This is a genomic window from Rhizobium sp. CG4 (assembly GCF_023701965.1).
Taxonomy (GTDB): Bacteria; Pseudomonadota; Alphaproteobacteria; order Rhizobiales; family Rhizobiaceae; genus Agrobacterium.
This window is the reverse complement of the sequence record NZ_JABAEG010000002.1, coordinates 54,313-70,886: the sequence shown is the minus strand read 5'-3', so window position 1 is coordinate 70,886 and position 16,574 is coordinate 54,313. Positions and strand designations below refer to the sequence as shown.

Genomic DNA, 16,574 nt, shown 5'->3' with positions numbered 1-16,574 from the left:
GGAGGCCCAATCGCCGATCCCGCAGAGAAGCGCGGGCCGCGAATGTCGAACGCTATAGGTACCTTAACGACGACTTTGTCGAGCACAGATTTCGGCTGCTTTGCGCCTATTGCGGTCATTGATATGAACGAAAAATTCCGTAAACTTTCCGCTGCTTCAAGGCTCGGAGAGGAAAGTGGAATGAATCTCAACCAAGTCACTGTGACTATGCCGGACCTTGATGAGGGTTGGACATTCTATTGCGCTCTCGGCCTAGTGCCAGTGGTGGATGCACGACCGGACTATGTACGCTTTGTCTGCCCTGACGGAAACAGCACATTCTCTTTACACAAGGGCGGCGATGTAAGCGCCGGAACCACCGTCTACTTCGAATGGGACGATTTAGATGAAAAATATCATAGCCTAACCGCTGCAGGAATCGCGTTCTCGACCCCTCCGCAGGACCAGAGTTGGCTTTGGCGAGAAGCTGAACTTTTTGATCCTGGTGGAAATCGTATCCTACTGTACCTAGCCGGAAGTAACCGTATTAATCCACCGTGGCGGATCCAATCCGATCAGATTTAGAAGACATCAGACCTCGCTTTGGGCCAACTGTGGACGATACTCGACTCCCGACAGTTAGAAGATAGACGAAGAAGACTTCAGTCCGCCGATTATAACGGCCGCTATGGCAGGAAAGTCCCTTGGGTGTGCTGCGCACAAGTGGCGGTGTTTGTTACGCCGCCATTGCGTGCAGTTGCGCTGTCACGCGGTCAACGTCGTAGGGTTTTGAAAAGAACACGCTGCGTGCAGGAAGATCGTCATCGGCAACCTTGCGATGGCCGGAAACAATGATGATCTCCACCGGTGGCCAGCGATCGCGCACCATGGCCGCCAGTTTCATGCCATCCATGCTGCCCGGCATGTCGATATCTGTAAACACAATCCGGATGTCTTCGCGCGCGTTGAGTATCTCGATGGCCTCATCGGCATTGCGTGCCTCGACCGCTTCAAAACCTGCTTCTTCAACAAGGTCGACAGCAGCCATCAGCAGTAGCGGTTCATCCTCAACAACAAGGACGACATTTTTTTTGGGCGGATTGAATGTACCCATTAGTGTTCGGCCTGTTGGAGTTGGTGTAGCGTTGCTTCCATCCGGAGAATGAGTCCAGATGACTCATAACGAACGTCTACCTTGCCTGTTCCACCAAGGCCCATTTTAATCAGCTTCGATCCAAACCCCGCCTTGTCTACGTCGTGAACCGGTGGGCCGCCAATCTCCTGCCAGTCAAGGTGAAACGTTGTGTTCTCGCCTTCACCCGTCAGGTACCAGCGCAGCACAACCTTGCCTGTCGTGTTCGACAACGCGCCATATTTGATGGCATTTGTCGTCAGTTCATGCAGCAGCAGGGAAAGCGATAGCGTGCCCTTGGGGCCGAAGGTCAGGTCTTCGCCCTGCAGCACCACGCGGTCGCGCACGGACAGCCGGTCGAAGGTCCGTTCCATCACCTGCACAATTGCGGCGCTGCTCCAGTTACGCTCAAACAAAACATCGTGGGCGGTACTCAGCGCGTGAACGCGGCGCTCAAAGGCTTCCACATATTGCCGTTCCTTGACCGGCCGCAGGGTCTGCGTGGCAATGGCCAGAACCATGGACAGCGTGTTTTTCAGCCGGTGGCCCATTTCCCGGTGCAACAACTGTTGCTCAGACTCTGCCCGCACACGCGCAATCGCCGCCTGTATGCGGTCGCCAAAGCTGCGCACAAAGGCAATTTCTTCATTCGACCACTGGTAGGGCGTGTCATGGTGAACGAACACCACGAGGCTGAAATTGCCCTGGTCGATAACCGGCACATTGACCAGCACGCGAATGCCCAGATCAAGCAGTGCTTGTGCATTTGCAGCGGTGCGTGGATCCTGCGTCACATCAGGAATGACGACAGGATTGCCCATTTTCAGATCGTTGATAAAGCTGCCATAAGCACGGAAATGGTGCAGGCCGGTCACGGGCGTAATGCCAGGTGCGGTCCATTGCGGCTGCATCAACACGGTCTCATTGACAGGGTCTACAATGCCAAAACCGGCGCGGGTCGCATCAAGGGCTTTGGCCATCAGGTCTGCGGCGGCGGATGCCATGGACTCGATGTCGCTCAGCTGTGTCAGCCGGTCGCCCAGGTCAAGCAGCGCCTGTATGCGCGCTGCCGCACGCCGGGTCACTGTGACATCCTTCACCGCACCGATCATTTTCACCGGCAGGCCGTTTTCGCCGCGAATGAAGTTTGCAGTCCGGGAAATCCACCGCAAACCGGCTGGCGTATTGATGCGGTATTCCACATCAAGTGCTGCCGAGCCATCGGCGCGGTTGGCCTGTGTCGATTGCGTGCCCTTATCGTCAGAAAAAACCATCGTCTCAAAAACGGACGTTGGATATGACCGCGCCGGCGGCAGATGAAAGATCCGGTAAAACTCCGGCGATGCGCGCAATTCGTTGCGCGTCAGGTCAATCTCGAAAGTGCCAACACCACCAGCCTCCTGCGCGGCAAGCGTTTCTTTCGCCGCGTTGCGCAAACTGGCCGTAATGCCTTTCTGGCGGCGAAACAGGTCATCCTTGCGCTGGGATAATCGACGCGCTTCAAAAAGCGCAATGACCTGCGAGGCAAGCGCCTGCAGGCCGTCGGCCTGTTCCTCGTCCAGTCCTTCAGGCCGTATGACCGTATCGATCACGCACAGGCTGCCGATGATAATGCCGTCTGGGGTAATCAGCGGGGCGCCCGCATAAAATCGGATGAACGGTTCGTCCGTTACCAGCGGGTTGTCCTTGGTGCGCGGATCGGCCGTCAGGTCGGGTATTTCAAGCAAGTCGCGGCTCAGCAGCGCATATTGGCAGACAGACCCTGCCATTGGCGTCTCGCAGGGTTCAAAGCCGACACGGGCCTTGAACCATTGCCTGTTTTCTTCCACCAGGCTGATCAGCGCAACGGGTGTGCGGCAAATGACGCGGGCAATCTGCACAATGCCGTCAAACTCCGGTTCTGGCGGAGTATCCATGATATCATAGGCCTCAAGCGCCTCAATTCTCTCATGCAGATCAGTCTGGTCATCATAGTTGGTCTGTCGCAAGGCACTCTCGCAGTCACGTGGGTTAACCTATCTGTGCAGTTCCAGGACGGTTATTATCGCTATCCTTTGAGAGTGAACGCTGCCCATCGGGTTGATGAACGAGCAGTGGCAATTAAAGTTCCTTCACGCCGCATAAAATTTTCGTAAAAACAATCCCATATGCCCGCGGCAGGACACGCTGACGGGGCAGGGAACTCATGCATCTTATCCAGTGCGCTAACAGTTGCTGCTGAGGCCCGTAATCTTACAGTGCCGGCCCGGGGCGAATGGTATTTCCCGGTGCAAACCGCGACAGGCGGAAGCGGTGCAGGTTATGGCCGGTTTCATTGCCTTGAATAAGGTCTGCCATCACCCGGCCAATGCCCGGGCCAATGCCAAAACCATGGCCGCTCATGCCCGTTGCCACAAACAGGCCGTTGATCGCAGCAACCCGGTCAACCACCGGCACGACATCCGGCATCGCATCAATCATGCCCGCCCATGTGGTTTTTAACCGGACGGGTTTGGCCTGCGCAAACAGCGTGTTGAAACCACGCTTTATCGCCTGTAGTTCACGCTTGCCGGGGGCAGGGTTCAGCACCCGCATCCGCTCAAACGGGCTTACCTCATCGGCCGCCCAGTCGCGCGGTGTACCCCAGGCATCGGGATATCCAGAAGGGGCCATCGGCGCATATCGCGTGCCAAACGGATGTGCCTTGAGTGCCGGCATATATTTGGTTGCGTGGCGAAATGCGTCCGGCCCAACATACAGCAAGTTGCTGCCGCCGGCCGCCAGCGTGTAACCGCCATCCTGCCGGCGGCGAAAGGCAATGTCATCCTCTGCCACTGCACCTGCATGCAGTTCCGGCATCGGCTCTGTCGCCGCGACCGTCGCCCGCACGCTTAGCTGCGGAATGGAAACGCCATGTTTGCGCAACAACAGCGATGACCATGCGCCACCGGCCACCAGCACATTGGATGTCTCTATCTTTCCGTGCTCGGTCCACACTGCTTGCACCGCACCGGCAGCCGTATCAACTGCGCGCACCGCGCAGTTTTCGATGATGCGAACACCTCGGCGCGCCGCCAGCCGCGCCAGCGCCGGAACGGCCAGCCACGGCTCGGCCCGCATGTCGGATGGCGTCACCATCGCACCGGCAAAATTGCGCGCCATGCCCGGTATCATCTGCCGCACGGCATCACCGTCAATCAGCCGCGTGTCGAGCGCGTGCGCGGCGGCAATCTTCATGAAATCTTCAAAACCGGCCATGTCCTTAGGTGTGCGTGCAAGATAGGTCACGCCAGTTTGCTGCAAGCCAATGTCTTCACCGCATTCCTGCGCCAACTCTTGCCACAGGCGGCAGGCCTCCATGACGATTGGTAACTCGTCTGCATCGCGGCCCTGCTTGCGGATCCAGCCCCAGTTGCGGGAGGATTGCTCGGCCGCAATGCGCCCCTTTTCCAGCAATGTCACCTCAATGTTGTTGCGGGCCAGATAAAGCGCGGTCGACACGCCAATCACCCCGCCACCAACAATCACCACTTCGGATTTTTGGGGGATAGGGCCGGAATGCTGAACCGCATCAGCCTCGGAGAACGGAAACATCGCGCTTTTCCTGGATCAGAGTAATCACCAATCCTTAGCGGTGTGTAATTAGGTGTTCAAGGTGGTGGTGAATTGTGAGAGCGAGTTGGCTGTGACTGTTCAATAGCCTCCAAACCCTGCCTTGGGTCGGATCATTTCTCCAGGCGATCAAGGGGTGATTTGCGTTCAATGCAGAATTGTCTACCCTGGCATGGTGCAAATTGGAGGTGACTATGAGACAGTTTTTACCTGGTCTGGTTGGCGGTTTGTTTGCTGGCGCAATTGTTTGGATCGCTCAGAACATGGGCGCGACGTTTCTGGTTGCCGCGGTTCTGGCAGCCATAGGAGGATTTCTTGGCACCGTTGCGGGGCAGAAGTTGCAGCGTTAAGTGCCACGGTCATCTACCAAGGTTAGAGCTTGATCTGGCGTCGCCGATTGGCGACAGCCGGCTTCGGTTCACCTGCGAATGACAGTATCGAAACCTGTCGCTCAAAAAGGGTGGTCAGCTCCAGCCCCTCACGACACATTTGCGGTAACGAAACGGCGCAGCCTGTGGTATGGCAAGATTCACAGGGCAGAAGATGAGGCAAACCAGATGAGACAGGACAGCCGGTTGTCGCGCATGTTGCATGTGTTGATCCACATGGGCAGGCACAAGGGCGTCATGACATCGGACATGATTGCCACCATGCTGGATGCCAATCCGGTTGTCATTCGCCGCACCATGGCGGGCCTGCGTGAGCAGGGTTATGTGCACTCGGAGCGTGGCCATGGCGGCGGCTGGACATTGGCGCGGCCGCTGGAAGAGCTGACGCTGCTGGATATTTACCGCGCGGTGGGCGAACCTTCGATTTTTGCGGTCGGCCCGGCCTATGACATGCCCGGCTGCCCCATTGAGAAGGCCGTCAACGCCACGCTGGAAGATGTGTTTTCCGATGCGGAAAAACGCCTGATGGACCGTTTTGCCGGCGTCACTCTGGCTGACATTGCCAAGACATTTGTCGCCCCTGAAGGCGCGCACCAGGACCAGTCCTGCAGCGCGTGATCTGTTGAGCCTGATCAGGGCGCGGTAAGCAAGTTTTAGCCAAAAAATAAAGATCGCCACTGGAACGAATTTTTGCGATGTATGGTTGTGCGTGTCCGTGCGTCACATCTTGATGTGAAGTTCGGTAAAGCGCAGCTGGCTGGGAAATCATTAATTTCCGGGAACCGGCCTTTGATTGTCGACTGTTGTCAGAGAGTGATGCCCGCAGATGTTACGCAATATCTTTTCCCGACTGCTCAATAAAACCGAGCCAGAGGCATCGGAAGGCCCGTCCGCCCATGACTTTGACAGCTGGAACCGCATTGGCCGCGCCAAGGCGCTGAATGTCTGCGCCGCGCTGGAGGCCATCATCGATCTTGATGAAAGTCCCGACGAAGATCTGGTGGAAGACGAGCGCGATGAAGAATTTGCCGATGCGGTGCTGGATGAGGTGGTGGCACTGAATGCCGCCGGCCATTGGCAGCGGGCGCGGGAGCGTTTTGACCCCGCCCACACACCTTTCACCTCGCATATGGGCGATGTCGGCTTGCATGCTGTCGTCATCCTGGGGCCGGACGCCTTTCTGGTGCGGCTGGATGATCAGGTCCTGCACATTGATGGCGGCGAGATCACCGAAGTGGATGGCGCCACCATGGTGGCCATTTCGCGCAACCGGCGCTGGATTGTTCTGGCCACCGGGCAGGGCCTTGCCATTTCCGAGGGCTTTGACCCCGCCACACAAGAAATCACCCCATGGCCTGAAGATATCGAGGTTGATGCCACGACGGTGCGTTGCCTTGAAATTTCAGATGACGGCAAAAGCGTTGTTCTGGCCAGTGATGAATTCGGAATCTGGCTGCTGCGCGGCAGCGACTGGACCCTGCTGGCACCACGCCCCGGCCATGTCGATGAAGACGACGAAGACGAAGACGAAGACGAAGATGATGAGGCCGGCGAAGACGACGCTGACACCACGGCGGATGAAGCCGAAGACGGCGTGCGCAATGTCGGCTCAGATGATTGCCCGGTTTACATAGGCAGCTACAAGGACATCAAGGCCAAGTTCGGCGGCCCGCTGGGCATTGATGCCAGCCATGTGGCAATCTCACCGGATGGGCACTACGTCGCCTATGGCTGGCAGGATGCGTATGGCGGCCATTATGTCGAGCGCATCACCGAGACCACCATTGAACCGCATGGCCGCATCGAGGCTGAGAGCGATTACCCCTATAATCTGCGTTTCACCGATGACTCCAAAAGCCTGCTGTCAAACTCCCGTTACGGCTCCAGCGGCGTTACCGTCTGCCGCGATCTGGCGTCACTGAAGGGTGATCATGACGAGGGCGAAGAAGAACCGCAGACAACGGATGATTATCTGCGCGCCTATGGCATGACGCAGCTGCCCGGCGAAGTTTATGGGCTGGGCGAACCGGTGGCGTGGATTGGTGGCGCAGGCTGGTCGCATGCCGCACCCTTAAGCGGTGGCAAGCCGGTGTTCACCCAGTTCCTCGGTTCGGCCTTGCGCGGCTTTGATTTTGATCCGGTCAGCGGCCGTGTCGCCGTCGCCAGCGCATCGGGTGTGCTGCATGTGCTGGACCCGTTTTCCGAGGCGCAGCCCGGCCGCGAACGCGGGTACCATCCGCGCCGCGAAGTGTTTCGCTGGATTTTCTGGGAAACGCTGGAAAACCCAATCCGCTGGTAGTACCGCGACGGTGTTAAATCCACGGCGCGCCATTGGCCCAATCGGCGCGCAACATCTCCACAAAACGCCGCACCTTGGGCGATACGTGGCGGCGCGTCGGGTACACGGCGCAGATCGGCGTTTCCGCGCGCACAAAATCCGGCAGCAGCGCTATCAGCCGACCCTGCCTGATGTCGTCACCGACAAGAAATTCACCCAGCTGCGCCACGCCAAGCCCGGCCAGAACAGCATCGCGTATCGCTTCGGTATTGCTCAGGCGTAGCGCACCTTGAACGCTGATGTCGCGGGCCACGCCACCCATCTGGTAGCGCCATGGCACCAGCCCGTTGGCATAGGTAAACACGATCTTGTCGTGCTGGGCCAAGTCATCCAGCGTGCGCGGCAAACCACGTCGTTCCAGATACTCCGGCGTGGCACACGTCACCAGCCGGTGAGGGGCCAAAACCTTGCGGATCAGGCCGCTATCGCTTGGTCCGCCAATGCGAATGGCCACATCGATACCGTCTGACACAAGGTCGCAATAATCATCAGAAAATGAGACATCGGCCTCCAGCTCAGGCCAATCCTGCAAAAAACGCTGCAACACTGGCAGCACGTGCAGCCGGCCAAAGGCGGTCGGCAGATCGATGCGCAAACGTCCCTTCGGGGTCTGGTTGCGCTCGGCCAGCGTTGCCTCGGCATCGTCCACCTCGCATAAAATCCGCAGCGCATGCTCGTAAAACAGCTTGCCTTCATCGGTCAGGCTGGCGCTGCGTGTCGTGCGCTGTATCAGCCGTGTGGCCAGGTTTTCCTCCAGCCGCGTTATGCTTTTGCCAACCGCAGACCGTGTCATGCCCAGCCGTTCGGCCGCGCGGGTAAAGCTGCCGCTGTCGGCCACCCGCACAAACGCCAGCACATCGCCAAAATGATCAAGCATTGTATCCGTTTCGTCCCATGTCTTGCCCTGTGTGGCCACTTTATCGGTTTTTCGGAACCAGTAAACAGCGTGTCTTCAACGGCGCGGCATCTTCGCCGCGTAAAGCGCAAAGGACAGGCAGGCTCATGCAACCGCATATTTCAGCGACAGATCAGGCAAAAGGCGGCGGCTGGCCTGCCGTGTTAACGGTGGGGCTGGCCACATTCTCCGTCGTCACCACGGAAATGTTGCCCGTGGGGCTGATGACTTCGATATCAACGGCGTTGGAAACCTCTGTCGGTACAGCCGGCCTGATGATTTCGTTGCCCGCGCTGCTGGCGGCGCTGTTTGCGCCCTTCGTTCTGCTGGTGGCTGGCAGTGTGGACCGGCGGCATATTCTGGCCGGGTTGCTGGCACTGCTGGTCGCCGCCAATGTTGCCTCGGCCCTTGCGCCCTCCATGGGCTGGCTGTTGGCGGCACGGATCATTGTCGGCTTTTGCATGGGCGGCATCTGGGCCATTGCCGGTGGTCTGGCGCTGCGGCTGGTGGCAAACCATGCGGTTGGTACCGCCACCGCCATCATCTTTGGCGGGGTGGCCGCCGCCTCGGTGCTGGGCGTGCCCATGGGCGCCGTGATTGGTGATTTCGCCGGCTGGCGCGCCGCCTTTGCCGCCATGGCGGTGTTCAGCGCCGTTGTGCTGGTGCTTAACCTCTGGGCCTTGCCAGCGCTGCCCATTCGCCAGTCCGTCAGCCTTGGCCAGTTCAAAACCCAGCTGTCGCGCCCGGTTGTGGTGTTTGGCCTCACCATCACGCTGCTTCTGGTGACAGGGCATTTCATGGCCTACACCTTCGTCAGCCCGGTCTTGCAGATCGTCTCGGGCGTGAAGCTGGAATGGGTCGGCGCGCTGCTGTTTTTATATGGGGCCGCTGGCATTGCCGGAAACTTTCTGGCCGGCATGGCCGCTATCAGCCACATCAGGCTCACGTTGCTCTCCATCTCTCTTGGGCTGGTTGTCGCCATATCAGGTTTCGTCTGGCTCGGCGCAACGCCAGCAATGGGCGCCACCTTGCTGCTGCTTTGGGGTGTCGCTTATGGCGGCGTGTCCGTCACCCTGCAAACATGGATGATGAAGGCGGCACCATCAGCCATTGAAATTGCCTCGGCGCTGTTTGTCTCGGTGTTCAACATTGGCATTGCCACCGGCGCCTTTATGGGCGGGCAGGTGGTTGATAGGGCCGACCTTGTTACCAATCTGGCGCTGGCAGCCATCTTGCCTGCGCTGGCGCTGCTGGCCACCCTTGTTTTTTCCACCCTTGTTTTTCCGACCCTCGTTTCTCAACGCAAAACCCATCTGTGAGCACTGACATGTCCCATGACATCTTTGAACTGGGTGACATCACCCTGCAGTCGCGCCGCACCATCCGGCAGGCAAAACTGGCCTATAAAACCTTCGGCACGTTGAATGCCGCCAAGGACAACGCCATCATCTACCCGACATCCTTTGCCGCCAGCCATGATGACACGGCCTGGCTGGTCGGGCCGGGCAGGGCGCTGGACCCTGCGAAATATTTCATCATCGTGCCTGACATGTTCGGCAATGGCTTCTCCAGCTCACCCAGCAACACACCGTCACCAACAGGTGATGCCAGGTTTCCTCACGTCACCATCCATGACAATGTGCAGCAGCAGCACCGGCTGGTGTCGGAACATTTCGGCATCACCAAACTGCACATGGCCATTGGCTGGTCGTTGGGCGGTGCACAGGCTTTTGAGTGGGCCGCGGCCTTTCCGGATAGGGTCGAACGGCTGTTCACCTTCCAGAGTGCGGCGCGCACCTCGCGCCACTTCCATCTGTTTTTTGACAGTGTGCGTGCGGCCATCGAGCTGGATGCAGATTTTCATAGTGGCTTTTATGTCAATCCGCCGCATCGCGGCCTGCGGGTTGCCGCCCGCATCTATGCGGCATGGGGTTTTTCGCAAGGCTTTTTCCGGCAAAGGCTGGATGAGACGGCGCTGGGTTACGCGTCGCTGGAAGACTTTCTGGTCGATTTCTGGGAAGGCTGGTTTCTGAAGCGGGATGCCAACAACCTGCTTGCCCATATCTGGACTGGCCAGCACGCCGATATCAGCGCCAATGTCAGATATGGCGGCGATCTCGACAAGGCGCTGGCGGCCATCACGGCAGACACCATCATCATGCCGTGCTCCAGCGACCTTTATTTCCCGCCTGAGGATGCCGCTTATGAGGCGGAAAGGATTGCCAGGGCCGAACTGCGCATTCTCAACTCACCCTGGGGCCATGTGGCCGGCGAAGGATTGAACGATGCCGACACCGTCTTCATCGAGCAGGCAATCCGGGATCTGCTCGCCCGTTAAGGGGCATGCCGCAAGGTAACATCCGCTTACGGCAGGTTGCCCGCACTTGCCGGATTGCGCGCTGCAACCTACCTTCCACTCCACGCGTTTGGTCGTCTGTCGGTAAAACAAGCGGACCAAACCAAACAGGCCTAAAATTGGCGAGGAGAAAACGGCATGGCAGAAACATCAGGCGATGGCCTAACGGTGCTCATTGTTGGTGCCACCGGGGTGGTCGGCAGCCATGTGCTGCAACTGGCGCTGGAAGACCCCGCCGTGGCCAAGGTCATTGCACCGACCCGCCGCCCTCTGCCGCCACATGAAAAATTGCTGTCACCGCAGGTGGACTTCAACCAGCTGCCAACCGAGGCCGACTGGTGGCGGGCAGATGCGGTTATTTGCACGCTCGGCACCACCATCGAGGCGGCCGGCTCGCAACTGGCCTTCCGCAGAGTGGACCATGATTACCCGCTGGATGTGGCGCGCCTCGCCAAGGCTTACGGCACCTCCACCTATGTGCTGACCTCTGCCATTGGTGCGGATGCCAAGTCGCGGTTCTTTTACAACCGCGTCAAGGGTCAGCTGGAAAAGGAACTGAAAGCGCAACGCTTCACATCGCTTACCATCGTGCGCCCCGGCATTATCGGCGGTAAACGGCCGGAGTTCCGGCTTGGCGAACGGGTGTTCCTGCATGCCATGCGGCTCATTGGCCCGCTTCTGCCACGCCAGTGGCGCGTCAGCCCGGCCGATAATATCGCCCGCGCACTTCTGACCGCCGCCATTTCTCAAAAACCGGGCGTGCATATCATCCCGGCCAGCGAACTGGCGTGAGGCTTGTATGTTTATGTAGGCACCTCATGCCTTGTGCTTGCTGTGGGCATCCAGTGCCGCGCGTCTGCGCGGCGAAAGGCTTCTTTTCATCCCAAAGACTTGGGCTGGACTGGATCTCTGTGACAAGCACAGAGATGAGGGGGAGTATGTTGGTTGCACTGAACGACATAGGATAGCGTTCATGGGTTGGGATCGTGCCCTTACCTCTACCCTTGTGGGAGAGGAAGAAAAATCATCATCTTAGCGTGCTAAGTGATAGATTTTTCAGGTGAGGGGTTGTGTTCTGCCGCATCGCGACCCGCCCACACGACGTCATCCTGGCCCTTGTGGCGAGGATCCAAGCCGGTGCCAAATATGCAACGTGTTTAGATTCTCGGGACAAGCCCGAAATGACGATGTTCGGGGTGAGGGCGGAAACGACCTGTGAAACATCGCTTAAGCGTTTTAGCCGAAATTCCTGTTCTGCGCGGCCATCCAGTCGACAAATGACTGCAACCGCACGGTGAAGGCTGCAGGTTCATCCTGCGGTGTCAAAGCCTGCGTCAGAAAATAATCGATATCGTCACGCATGAACGGAAAACGGTCGCGCAAGCGGTTGGCATGGGCATCCAGCGTATCCGGCCAGTCGATATCCTCATGATGCCGCAACACATTGGTGGAGCGGATCAGTTTGCGTGATGCCTCACGCATCAGTCGGGCAGCCGTACTGTGTGAAATGTCTCCGCTCAGTGATGTACGGTAGTGGCCGAGAATTCTCTCGAAGTCTCCATTCACCGCCAGCGCCAATTGCCGCGACGGGCGAAACAACCCGATACCAAGCGCCAGATCTTCGCCTAGGAGACAGCGGCAGTGGTGTCGCAGCCAATATTTCCAGGCTATCCCGGCCTCTGACGGCAAAACCTCACTTAGCAGGCCGATGTCGAAGTCGATCTTGCTCACCACCGGATAGGCGGTCTCTGCCTCACGGCGTATCTGTTCAAGGTCTGCCGCCTCATCGGAGGTGGGTGCGGCGTGCAAAATGATGGAGAGATCAAGATCAGAGCACCCGGCAACGGCTTGGCCCGTGGCAACGCTGCCATAGACATAGACGCTGTGAACGCAAGGAACGTTTGTCGGCGAAAGTTGCTGGCAAATATGGTCGAGCAGCGGGCGAAATGCCTCCTGAAAGGGTGGCGTGACAATGGTTTGGATAAACCCGTTCTGATCCACACCCATCACGTCACATCCAGCGCCGCGCTGCCAATTTGCGCAAGGGTGGTTGCGGCATAGGCCTCCACCAGCCGTGCCTCGGCTGCCGCGTGCGCCGCCTCGATCACCCTGTTGGAGGCGCGTTCCACCGGGCAGGACGGGTGGTCTTCAGAGGTTGGTGCGGTCAAAATGTTGCCGGCGGTCAGCGCACGTTGCACGTCCAACACGGTAATCTCGTCCAGCGGCCGGGTCAGTTTCCAGCCGCCGCCACGCCCACCTTCAGACTCCACAATGCCATGTTCGCGCAGCGCCCCCAACGTGCGGCGCACCACGACAGGGTTGGTGTTCAGCATCTGGCCAATCCGCTCGGAGGTTTCCCGGCCACCCAGCAACCCCATGTGAACCAGCACGTGCAACATTCTGGCAAGCCGACCGTCGGTTCTCATGAATGGCCTTTTCTGAAACAATAAAAGTTACGGTATATTGACATCTGGTCTAACGTGTAACATTTATTGTTACGCGATGAAAGGATGTGTGCATGTGCCGTCACCACTTTTTGCTGAAGGCGATGGCGCTGCTTACCACCGTTTCCGCACCCCATGCCCAGCCGTTTTTGCGGCAAGCCGCCAAGGAGCAGCCGATGATCGAAAAAACCATAAACACCCGCACCATCAGCATCAGCGTGCTTGAAGCAGGCGAAGGTCCGCTGGTTATTTTGTGCCATGGTTTTCCCGAGACAAAACGTGCCTGGCGGCATCAGGTTACGGCACTGGCGCAGGCCGGTTACCGCGTCGTGGCACCGGATCTGCGCGGTTATGGCAAAACTGACGCGCCAGCGCGTGACGACCAATATAGCGTGGTGCATGCGGTGGGTGATCTGGTGGCACTTCTGGATGCGCTTGGCGAACAGCGGGCTGTCCTGGTCGGCCATGATTGGGGTGCAACCATCGCCTGGCAGGCCGCACTGATGCGGCCGGACCGTTTTCGCGCCGTAGCGGCACTCAGCGTTCCCTTCATGGGCCAACCGCCCGTGCCGCCATCGCAGATTTTTCCGCAAAATGAACAGGCGCTGTTTTACACGCTGTATTTTCAGGAGCAGCAAGGCGCGGAGATCGAGTTTAACCGTGACGTGGCGCTCACCCTGCGCAAACTTCTGTTTGCCGCAAGCGGTGAGGCGGGGCCGCGCAAGGCAGGGGATGCGACACCCAATCCCTTTGGTATGGTGGACCGTAAAACAGGGCTGCTGCCCAGCCTGCCAGACCCGAAGACTCTGCCGTCCTGGCTGCCGCAGGAAGAGTTTGACCAGCTGGTTCACGCCTTTGAAAAAAGCGGCTTTGCCGGTGGCCTCAATTATTACCGCAATCTCGACCGCAATTGGGAACTGCAACAGGCACATATCGGCCAGATGGTCAGCGTGCCGGCCCTGTTTATGATTGGCGAACGGGATACCGGCCTCAGCATTCCCGGCATGGATCAGATCATTTCCGCCATGCCCTCTCAGGTGCCGGGTCTGCGCGGCAGCCATGTGCTTGGTGGTGCCGGTCACTGGCTGCAACAGGAAAGGCCCAAAGAGGTATCGGGCCTGTTGCTGGACTTTCTCAATACACTGGAAAACTGAGGTTTTTTCCGCTCCAGCCGTCATCCACCTCGCTTATGGCGCCGGCCTGACGCCATCATCGTCAGGTAGCGGCGTGTCGTCCTGTTGTTTTTCAGCGGCCTTCAATTCGCTGACGATAACACCGGCGACGATAAACAATGCGCCCAGCAGCGCCAGCGGCGGCAGCCGGTCGCCGGCCATGCGGCCAATAATGCCACCCCACACCGGTTCCCCGGCATAGATGATGGCGGCGCGAGACGCCGATACGGTTTTTTGCGCCCAGTTCATGGTGAACTGGATCAGCGCGCTGGCCACCGCCAGTCCGAGGGCCGCCGTCAGCCATACCCATGAAAAGTCGGGAATGCCTTCGCCAAACAGCGGCATGGCAAGGAAGGAAAGGGCGCTTGCCACAAAACACTGCACCACGGAAATACGGCCGCTATCCACCACCGTCGCAAAACGGCTCATCAGCAGTATCTCGACGGCAATGGCAAAGGCACTCAGCAAGGTGGCAATTTCGCCAGCCCCAAGCCCGACATGCAGCGCATCCGGCCCGGCAATCATCACCAACCCGGCAAAGGCCAGCGCCACGCCAACAAGCGTGGTGGTTTTCGGCGGCCGTTTCAACACCAGCCATTGCAGCAGCGGCACCAGCGGCACGTAAAGCGCCGTCAAAAAGGCCGACGTGCTGCTGTTGACCGTCTGCAAACCAAAAGTCTGCAAGGAAAACACGATGAAAATCGACGTGCCGATAACCGCGCCGCTACGCAGTTCGGTCAGGGTCAGATGCCGCATGCGTTTGCGGAAAATGACCAGACAAATGGCGGCAGCCCCCAGAAACCGCAGGCCGACAAAAAACAGCGGCCCGGTATGGCTCATGGCAGTATGAATGATCAGGAATGTCGCGCCCCAGACCACGGTAATGGCGATTAACGCCAGCTCCTGGCGGGAAAAAACCAGCTTGTATTTCGAAAGTGTGTGCATAATAATACGCAATATGAGCAATATAGTGCACAGTCAAGATGACCCATCCGATGTTCTCGCCCATGTGGCCGCCAATCTTCGCCGGTACCGCGCCGATGCGGGCATGAGCCAGGAAGCACTGGCCCAAGCCTCCGGCCTTAGCCGCCGCATGATCAGCAATCTCGAAAGTGGCGATACCAATATCAGCCTCAGCAAGCTGGCTTCGCTGTCGCGTGCGTTGGGTGTCGGCTTTGCGGCCATGGTGGCAAATCCGGCCGCCAGCACCACCAAGGTCGAGGAAATTGCCTGGCGCGGCGCAACGCGCAAAAGTTTTGCCGTGCTGTTGGGCACCGCGCCAGCCCGCAGCCTTGCCGAATTGTGGTCCTGGTCGATCGATGTTGGCGATACCTATCAGGCAGAGCCGGACCCGGTTGGCTGGTATGAAATGATATCCGTGTCGGCCGGTCGCCTGCGCATCAACAAACAGGATGGTTCGGTGGTGGTCAAAGCCGGGGACTTCACCATTTTCGACAGCGCCCAGCCTTATTCTTACGAAAATATCGGGGATGAGGTGCTGCATTTTACCCGCGTGGTGGTCTGCTAGACGCAGCCCTGACACCACCCCAATTTCTGCCTTCCAGCATATATCGAGCATGATCATGAGCACCACAAAGACCTTCACGCCATCAGGTTATTCGCATGTCCAGCCGGGACATATTGCCAGTGTCGTCACCTGTCTGGAAATGACCGAAAACTCTGCTGCGGCGGAACCGTCCTTTGCCGGTGACATCCGCCTGGACCGTATGGAAAAGCCAGATCTGGAGGCGTATCGCACGCTGTACCGAAAGATTGGTGCAGAATGGCTGTGGTTCTCGCGCCTCATCATCAGCGATGAAAAACTGGCCTCGATCATCGGCCATGACGACGTCGAGGTCTATGTGCTGCGCGATGGTCAGCAGGACATCGGCCTGATGGAACTTGATTTTCGTCAACCGAATGAATGTGAGTTGGTGTTTCTGGGCCTGACCGAGGAAGTAACCGGCAAGGGTCTTGGCCGCGCGCTGATGAATGCGACGCTGAAACGTGCCTGGCAGAGAGATATCAAACGCCTGCACCTGCACACCTGTACGCTGGACCATCCCTCGGCGCTCGGCTTTTACCTGCGCTCCGGTTTCCGGCCCTATGCTTTTCAGGTGGAAACGCAGGCCGATCCGCGCCTGACCGGCCACCTGCCACTGACGGCCGCACCGCATGTGCCACTGATCCAGCCGCAACAGCAGAAGGCCTAACGCCAGTCATCCGACCTTGCCCTTGTCACACGTTTGCCAGGGGCAGGGGCTTGCCGTGCATTCAT

Annotated in this window: 17 protein-coding genes; 10 read left to right on the top strand and 7 right to left on the bottom strand. The window is 58.5% G+C overall.

Annotated features, from left to right (window positions below; translation table 11 throughout):
• The first annotated feature begins 180 nt into the window (after positions 1-180).
• Positions 181-564, top strand: coding sequence for a VOC family protein (locus HGO37_RS05440; protein ID WP_250983213.1), 384 nt, complete (start codon positions 181-183; stop codon positions 562-564).
• A gap of 151 nt (positions 565-715) precedes the next feature.
• On the opposite strand, the gene HGO37_RS05435 is transcribed toward HGO37_RS05440, so the two are convergent.
• The 3 genes from HGO37_RS05435 to HGO37_RS05425 all read right to left on the bottom strand — a co-directional run bounded on the left by HGO37_RS05435 (position 716) and on the right by HGO37_RS05425 (position 4,684).
• Complete coding sequence (locus HGO37_RS05435; protein ID WP_250982490.1) at positions 716-1,093, bottom strand: response regulator; 378 nt, start codon at positions 1,091-1,093, stop codon at positions 716-718.
• Positions 1,093-3,099: a GAF domain-containing protein gene (locus HGO37_RS05430; RefSeq protein WP_250982489.1), complete on the bottom strand. Its 2,007-nt coding sequence runs from the start codon at positions 3,097-3,099 to the stop codon at positions 1,093-1,095. The genes HGO37_RS05435 and HGO37_RS05430 overlap by 1 nt, the downstream gene beginning before the upstream one ends.
• A 244-nt stretch (positions 3,100-3,343) precedes the next feature.
• On the bottom strand, positions 3,344-4,684 hold the full coding sequence (locus tag HGO37_RS05425) for an NAD(P)/FAD-dependent oxidoreductase (RefSeq protein ID WP_250982488.1): 1,341 nt from the start codon (positions 4,682-4,684) through the stop codon (positions 3,344-3,346).
• Positions 4,685-4,896: 212 nt separating this feature from the next.
• On the opposite strand from HGO37_RS05425, the gene HGO37_RS05420 reads away from it, so the two are divergent.
• The 3 genes from HGO37_RS05420 (at position 4,897) to HGO37_RS05410 (ending at position 7,390) form a co-directional block, all read left to right on the top strand.
• Positions 4,897-5,052 carry a hypothetical protein gene (locus HGO37_RS05420; RefSeq protein ID WP_250982487.1) on the top strand — a complete coding sequence of 52 codons (156 nt, stop codon included), beginning with the start codon at positions 4,897-4,899 and terminating at the stop codon, positions 5,050-5,052.
• Positions 5,053-5,259: 207 nt separating this feature from the next.
• Positions 5,260-5,709 (top strand): Rrf2 family transcriptional regulator, encoded by a 450-nt coding sequence (locus tag HGO37_RS05415; RefSeq protein WP_192491362.1) that lies wholly within the window; start codon positions 5,260-5,262, stop codon positions 5,707-5,709.
• 208 nt (positions 5,710-5,917) lie between these two features.
• Positions 5,918-7,390, top strand: a complete 1,473-nt coding sequence (locus HGO37_RS05410; RefSeq protein WP_250982486.1) for a hypothetical protein — start codon at positions 5,918-5,920, stop codon at positions 7,388-7,390.
• A gap of 13 nt (positions 7,391-7,403) precedes the next feature.
• Here HGO37_RS05410 and HGO37_RS05405 read toward each other — a convergent pair whose 3' ends face one another.
• Positions 7,404-8,306: a LysR family transcriptional regulator gene (locus tag HGO37_RS05405; RefSeq protein ID WP_250982485.1), complete on the bottom strand. Its 903-nt coding sequence runs from the start codon at positions 8,304-8,306 to the stop codon at positions 7,404-7,406.
• 125 nt (positions 8,307-8,431) lie between these two features.
• Between HGO37_RS05405 and HGO37_RS05400 the strand changes: the two genes are divergently transcribed.
• From HGO37_RS05400 to HGO37_RS05390, 3 genes are all read left to right on the top strand, one after another.
• Positions 8,432-9,643, top strand: coding sequence for an MFS transporter (locus tag HGO37_RS05400; RefSeq protein ID WP_250982484.1), 1,212 nt, complete (start codon positions 8,432-8,434; stop codon positions 9,641-9,643).
• A gap of 8 nt (positions 9,644-9,651) precedes the next feature.
• Positions 9,652-10,662, top strand: coding sequence for an alpha/beta fold hydrolase (locus tag HGO37_RS05395; protein ID WP_250982483.1), 1,011 nt, complete (start codon positions 9,652-9,654; stop codon positions 10,660-10,662).
• A 156-nt stretch (positions 10,663-10,818) separates the two neighbouring features.
• Positions 10,819-11,472 carry an NAD(P)H-binding protein gene (locus HGO37_RS05390; RefSeq protein WP_250982482.1) on the top strand — a complete coding sequence of 218 codons (654 nt, stop codon included), beginning with the start codon at positions 10,819-10,821 and terminating at the stop codon, positions 11,470-11,472.
• 444 nt (positions 11,473-11,916) lie between these two features.
• Here HGO37_RS05390 and HGO37_RS05385 read toward each other — a convergent pair whose 3' ends face one another.
• Both HGO37_RS05385 and HGO37_RS05380 read right to left on the bottom strand, forming a co-directional pair.
• Complete coding sequence (locus HGO37_RS05385) at positions 11,917-12,687, bottom strand: nucleotidyltransferase domain-containing protein (protein WP_250982481.1); 771 nt, start codon at positions 12,685-12,687, stop codon at positions 11,917-11,919.
• Positions 12,687-13,106 (bottom strand): RrF2 family transcriptional regulator, encoded by a 420-nt coding sequence (locus tag HGO37_RS05380; protein ID WP_192491369.1) that lies wholly within the window; start codon positions 13,104-13,106, stop codon positions 12,687-12,689. Before HGO37_RS05380 ends, HGO37_RS05385 begins: the two co-directional genes overlap by 1 nt.
• 194 nt (positions 13,107-13,300) lie before the next feature.
• Between HGO37_RS05380 and HGO37_RS05375 the strand changes: the two genes are divergently transcribed.
• Positions 13,301-14,278: an alpha/beta fold hydrolase gene (locus HGO37_RS05375; RefSeq protein WP_250983212.1), complete on the top strand. Its 978-nt coding sequence runs from the start codon at positions 13,301-13,303 to the stop codon at positions 14,276-14,278.
• Positions 14,279-14,311: 33 nt separating this feature from the next.
• On the opposite strand, the gene HGO37_RS05370 is transcribed toward HGO37_RS05375, so the two are convergent.
• Positions 14,312-15,241 (bottom strand): DMT family transporter, encoded by a 930-nt coding sequence (locus HGO37_RS05370; protein WP_250982480.1) that lies wholly within the window; start codon positions 15,239-15,241, stop codon positions 14,312-14,314.
• 25 nt (positions 15,242-15,266) lie between these two features.
• On the opposite strand from HGO37_RS05370, the gene HGO37_RS05365 reads away from it, so the two are divergent.
• Together HGO37_RS05365 and HGO37_RS05360 are read left to right on the top strand one after the other, a co-directional pair.
• Positions 15,267-15,824 (top strand): helix-turn-helix domain-containing protein, encoded by a 558-nt coding sequence (locus HGO37_RS05365; protein ID WP_246788275.1) that lies wholly within the window; start codon positions 15,267-15,269, stop codon positions 15,822-15,824.
• Positions 15,825-15,879: 55 nt separating this feature from the next.
• On the top strand, positions 15,880-16,509 hold the full coding sequence (locus tag HGO37_RS05360) for a GNAT family N-acetyltransferase (protein ID WP_352230548.1): 630 nt from the start codon (positions 15,880-15,882) through the stop codon (positions 16,507-16,509).
• The last annotated feature ends 65 nt before the right edge of the window (positions 16,510-16,574 follow it).

Excerpts from the sequence above, each read along its gene's own strand:
- HGO37_RS05400 (WP_250982484.1), top strand. The coding sequence starts at position 8,432 with ATGCAACCGCATATTTCAGCGACAGATCAGGCAAAAGGCGGCGGCTGG.
- HGO37_RS05415 (WP_192491362.1), top strand. The coding sequence starts at position 5,260 with ATGAGACAGGACAGCCGGTTGTCGCGCATGTTGCATGTGTTGATCCAC.
- HGO37_RS05425 (WP_250982488.1), bottom strand. The coding sequence starts at position 4,684 with ATGTTTCCGTTCTCCGAGGCTGATGCGGTTCAGCATTCCGGCCCTATC.
- HGO37_RS05375 (WP_250983212.1), top strand. The coding sequence starts at position 13,301 with ATGATCGAAAAAACCATAAACACCCGCACCATCAGCATCAGCGTGCTT.
- HGO37_RS05420 (WP_250982487.1), top strand. The coding sequence starts at position 4,897 with ATGAGACAGTTTTTACCTGGTCTGGTTGGCGGTTTGTTTGCTGGCGCA.
- HGO37_RS05395 (WP_250982483.1), top strand. The coding sequence starts at position 9,652 with ATGTCCCATGACATCTTTGAACTGGGTGACATCACCCTGCAGTCGCGC.
- HGO37_RS05370 (WP_250982480.1), bottom strand. The coding sequence starts at position 15,241 with ATGCACACACTTTCGAAATACAAGCTGGTTTTTTCCCGCCAGGAGCTG.
- HGO37_RS05380 (WP_192491369.1), bottom strand. The coding sequence starts at position 13,106 with ATGAGAACCGACGGTCGGCTTGCCAGAATGTTGCACGTGCTGGTTCAC.
- HGO37_RS05385 (WP_250982481.1), bottom strand. The coding sequence starts at position 12,687 with ATGGGTGTGGATCAGAACGGGTTTATCCAAACCATTGTCACGCCACCC.
- HGO37_RS05405 (WP_250982485.1), bottom strand. The coding sequence starts at position 8,306 with ATGCTTGATCATTTTGGCGATGTGCTGGCGTTTGTGCGGGTGGCCGAC.
- HGO37_RS05435 (WP_250982490.1), bottom strand. The coding sequence starts at position 1,093 with ATGGGTACATTCAATCCGCCCAAAAAAAATGTCGTCCTTGTTGTTGAG.
- HGO37_RS05360 (WP_352230548.1), top strand. The coding sequence starts at position 15,880 with ATGAGCACCACAAAGACCTTCACGCCATCAGGTTATTCGCATGTCCAG.
- HGO37_RS05410 (WP_250982486.1), top strand. The coding sequence starts at position 5,918 with ATGTTACGCAATATCTTTTCCCGACTGCTCAATAAAACCGAGCCAGAG.
- HGO37_RS05440 (WP_250983213.1), top strand. The coding sequence starts at position 181 with ATGAATCTCAACCAAGTCACTGTGACTATGCCGGACCTTGATGAGGGT.
- HGO37_RS05390 (WP_250982482.1), top strand. The coding sequence starts at position 10,819 with ATGGCAGAAACATCAGGCGATGGCCTAACGGTGCTCATTGTTGGTGCC.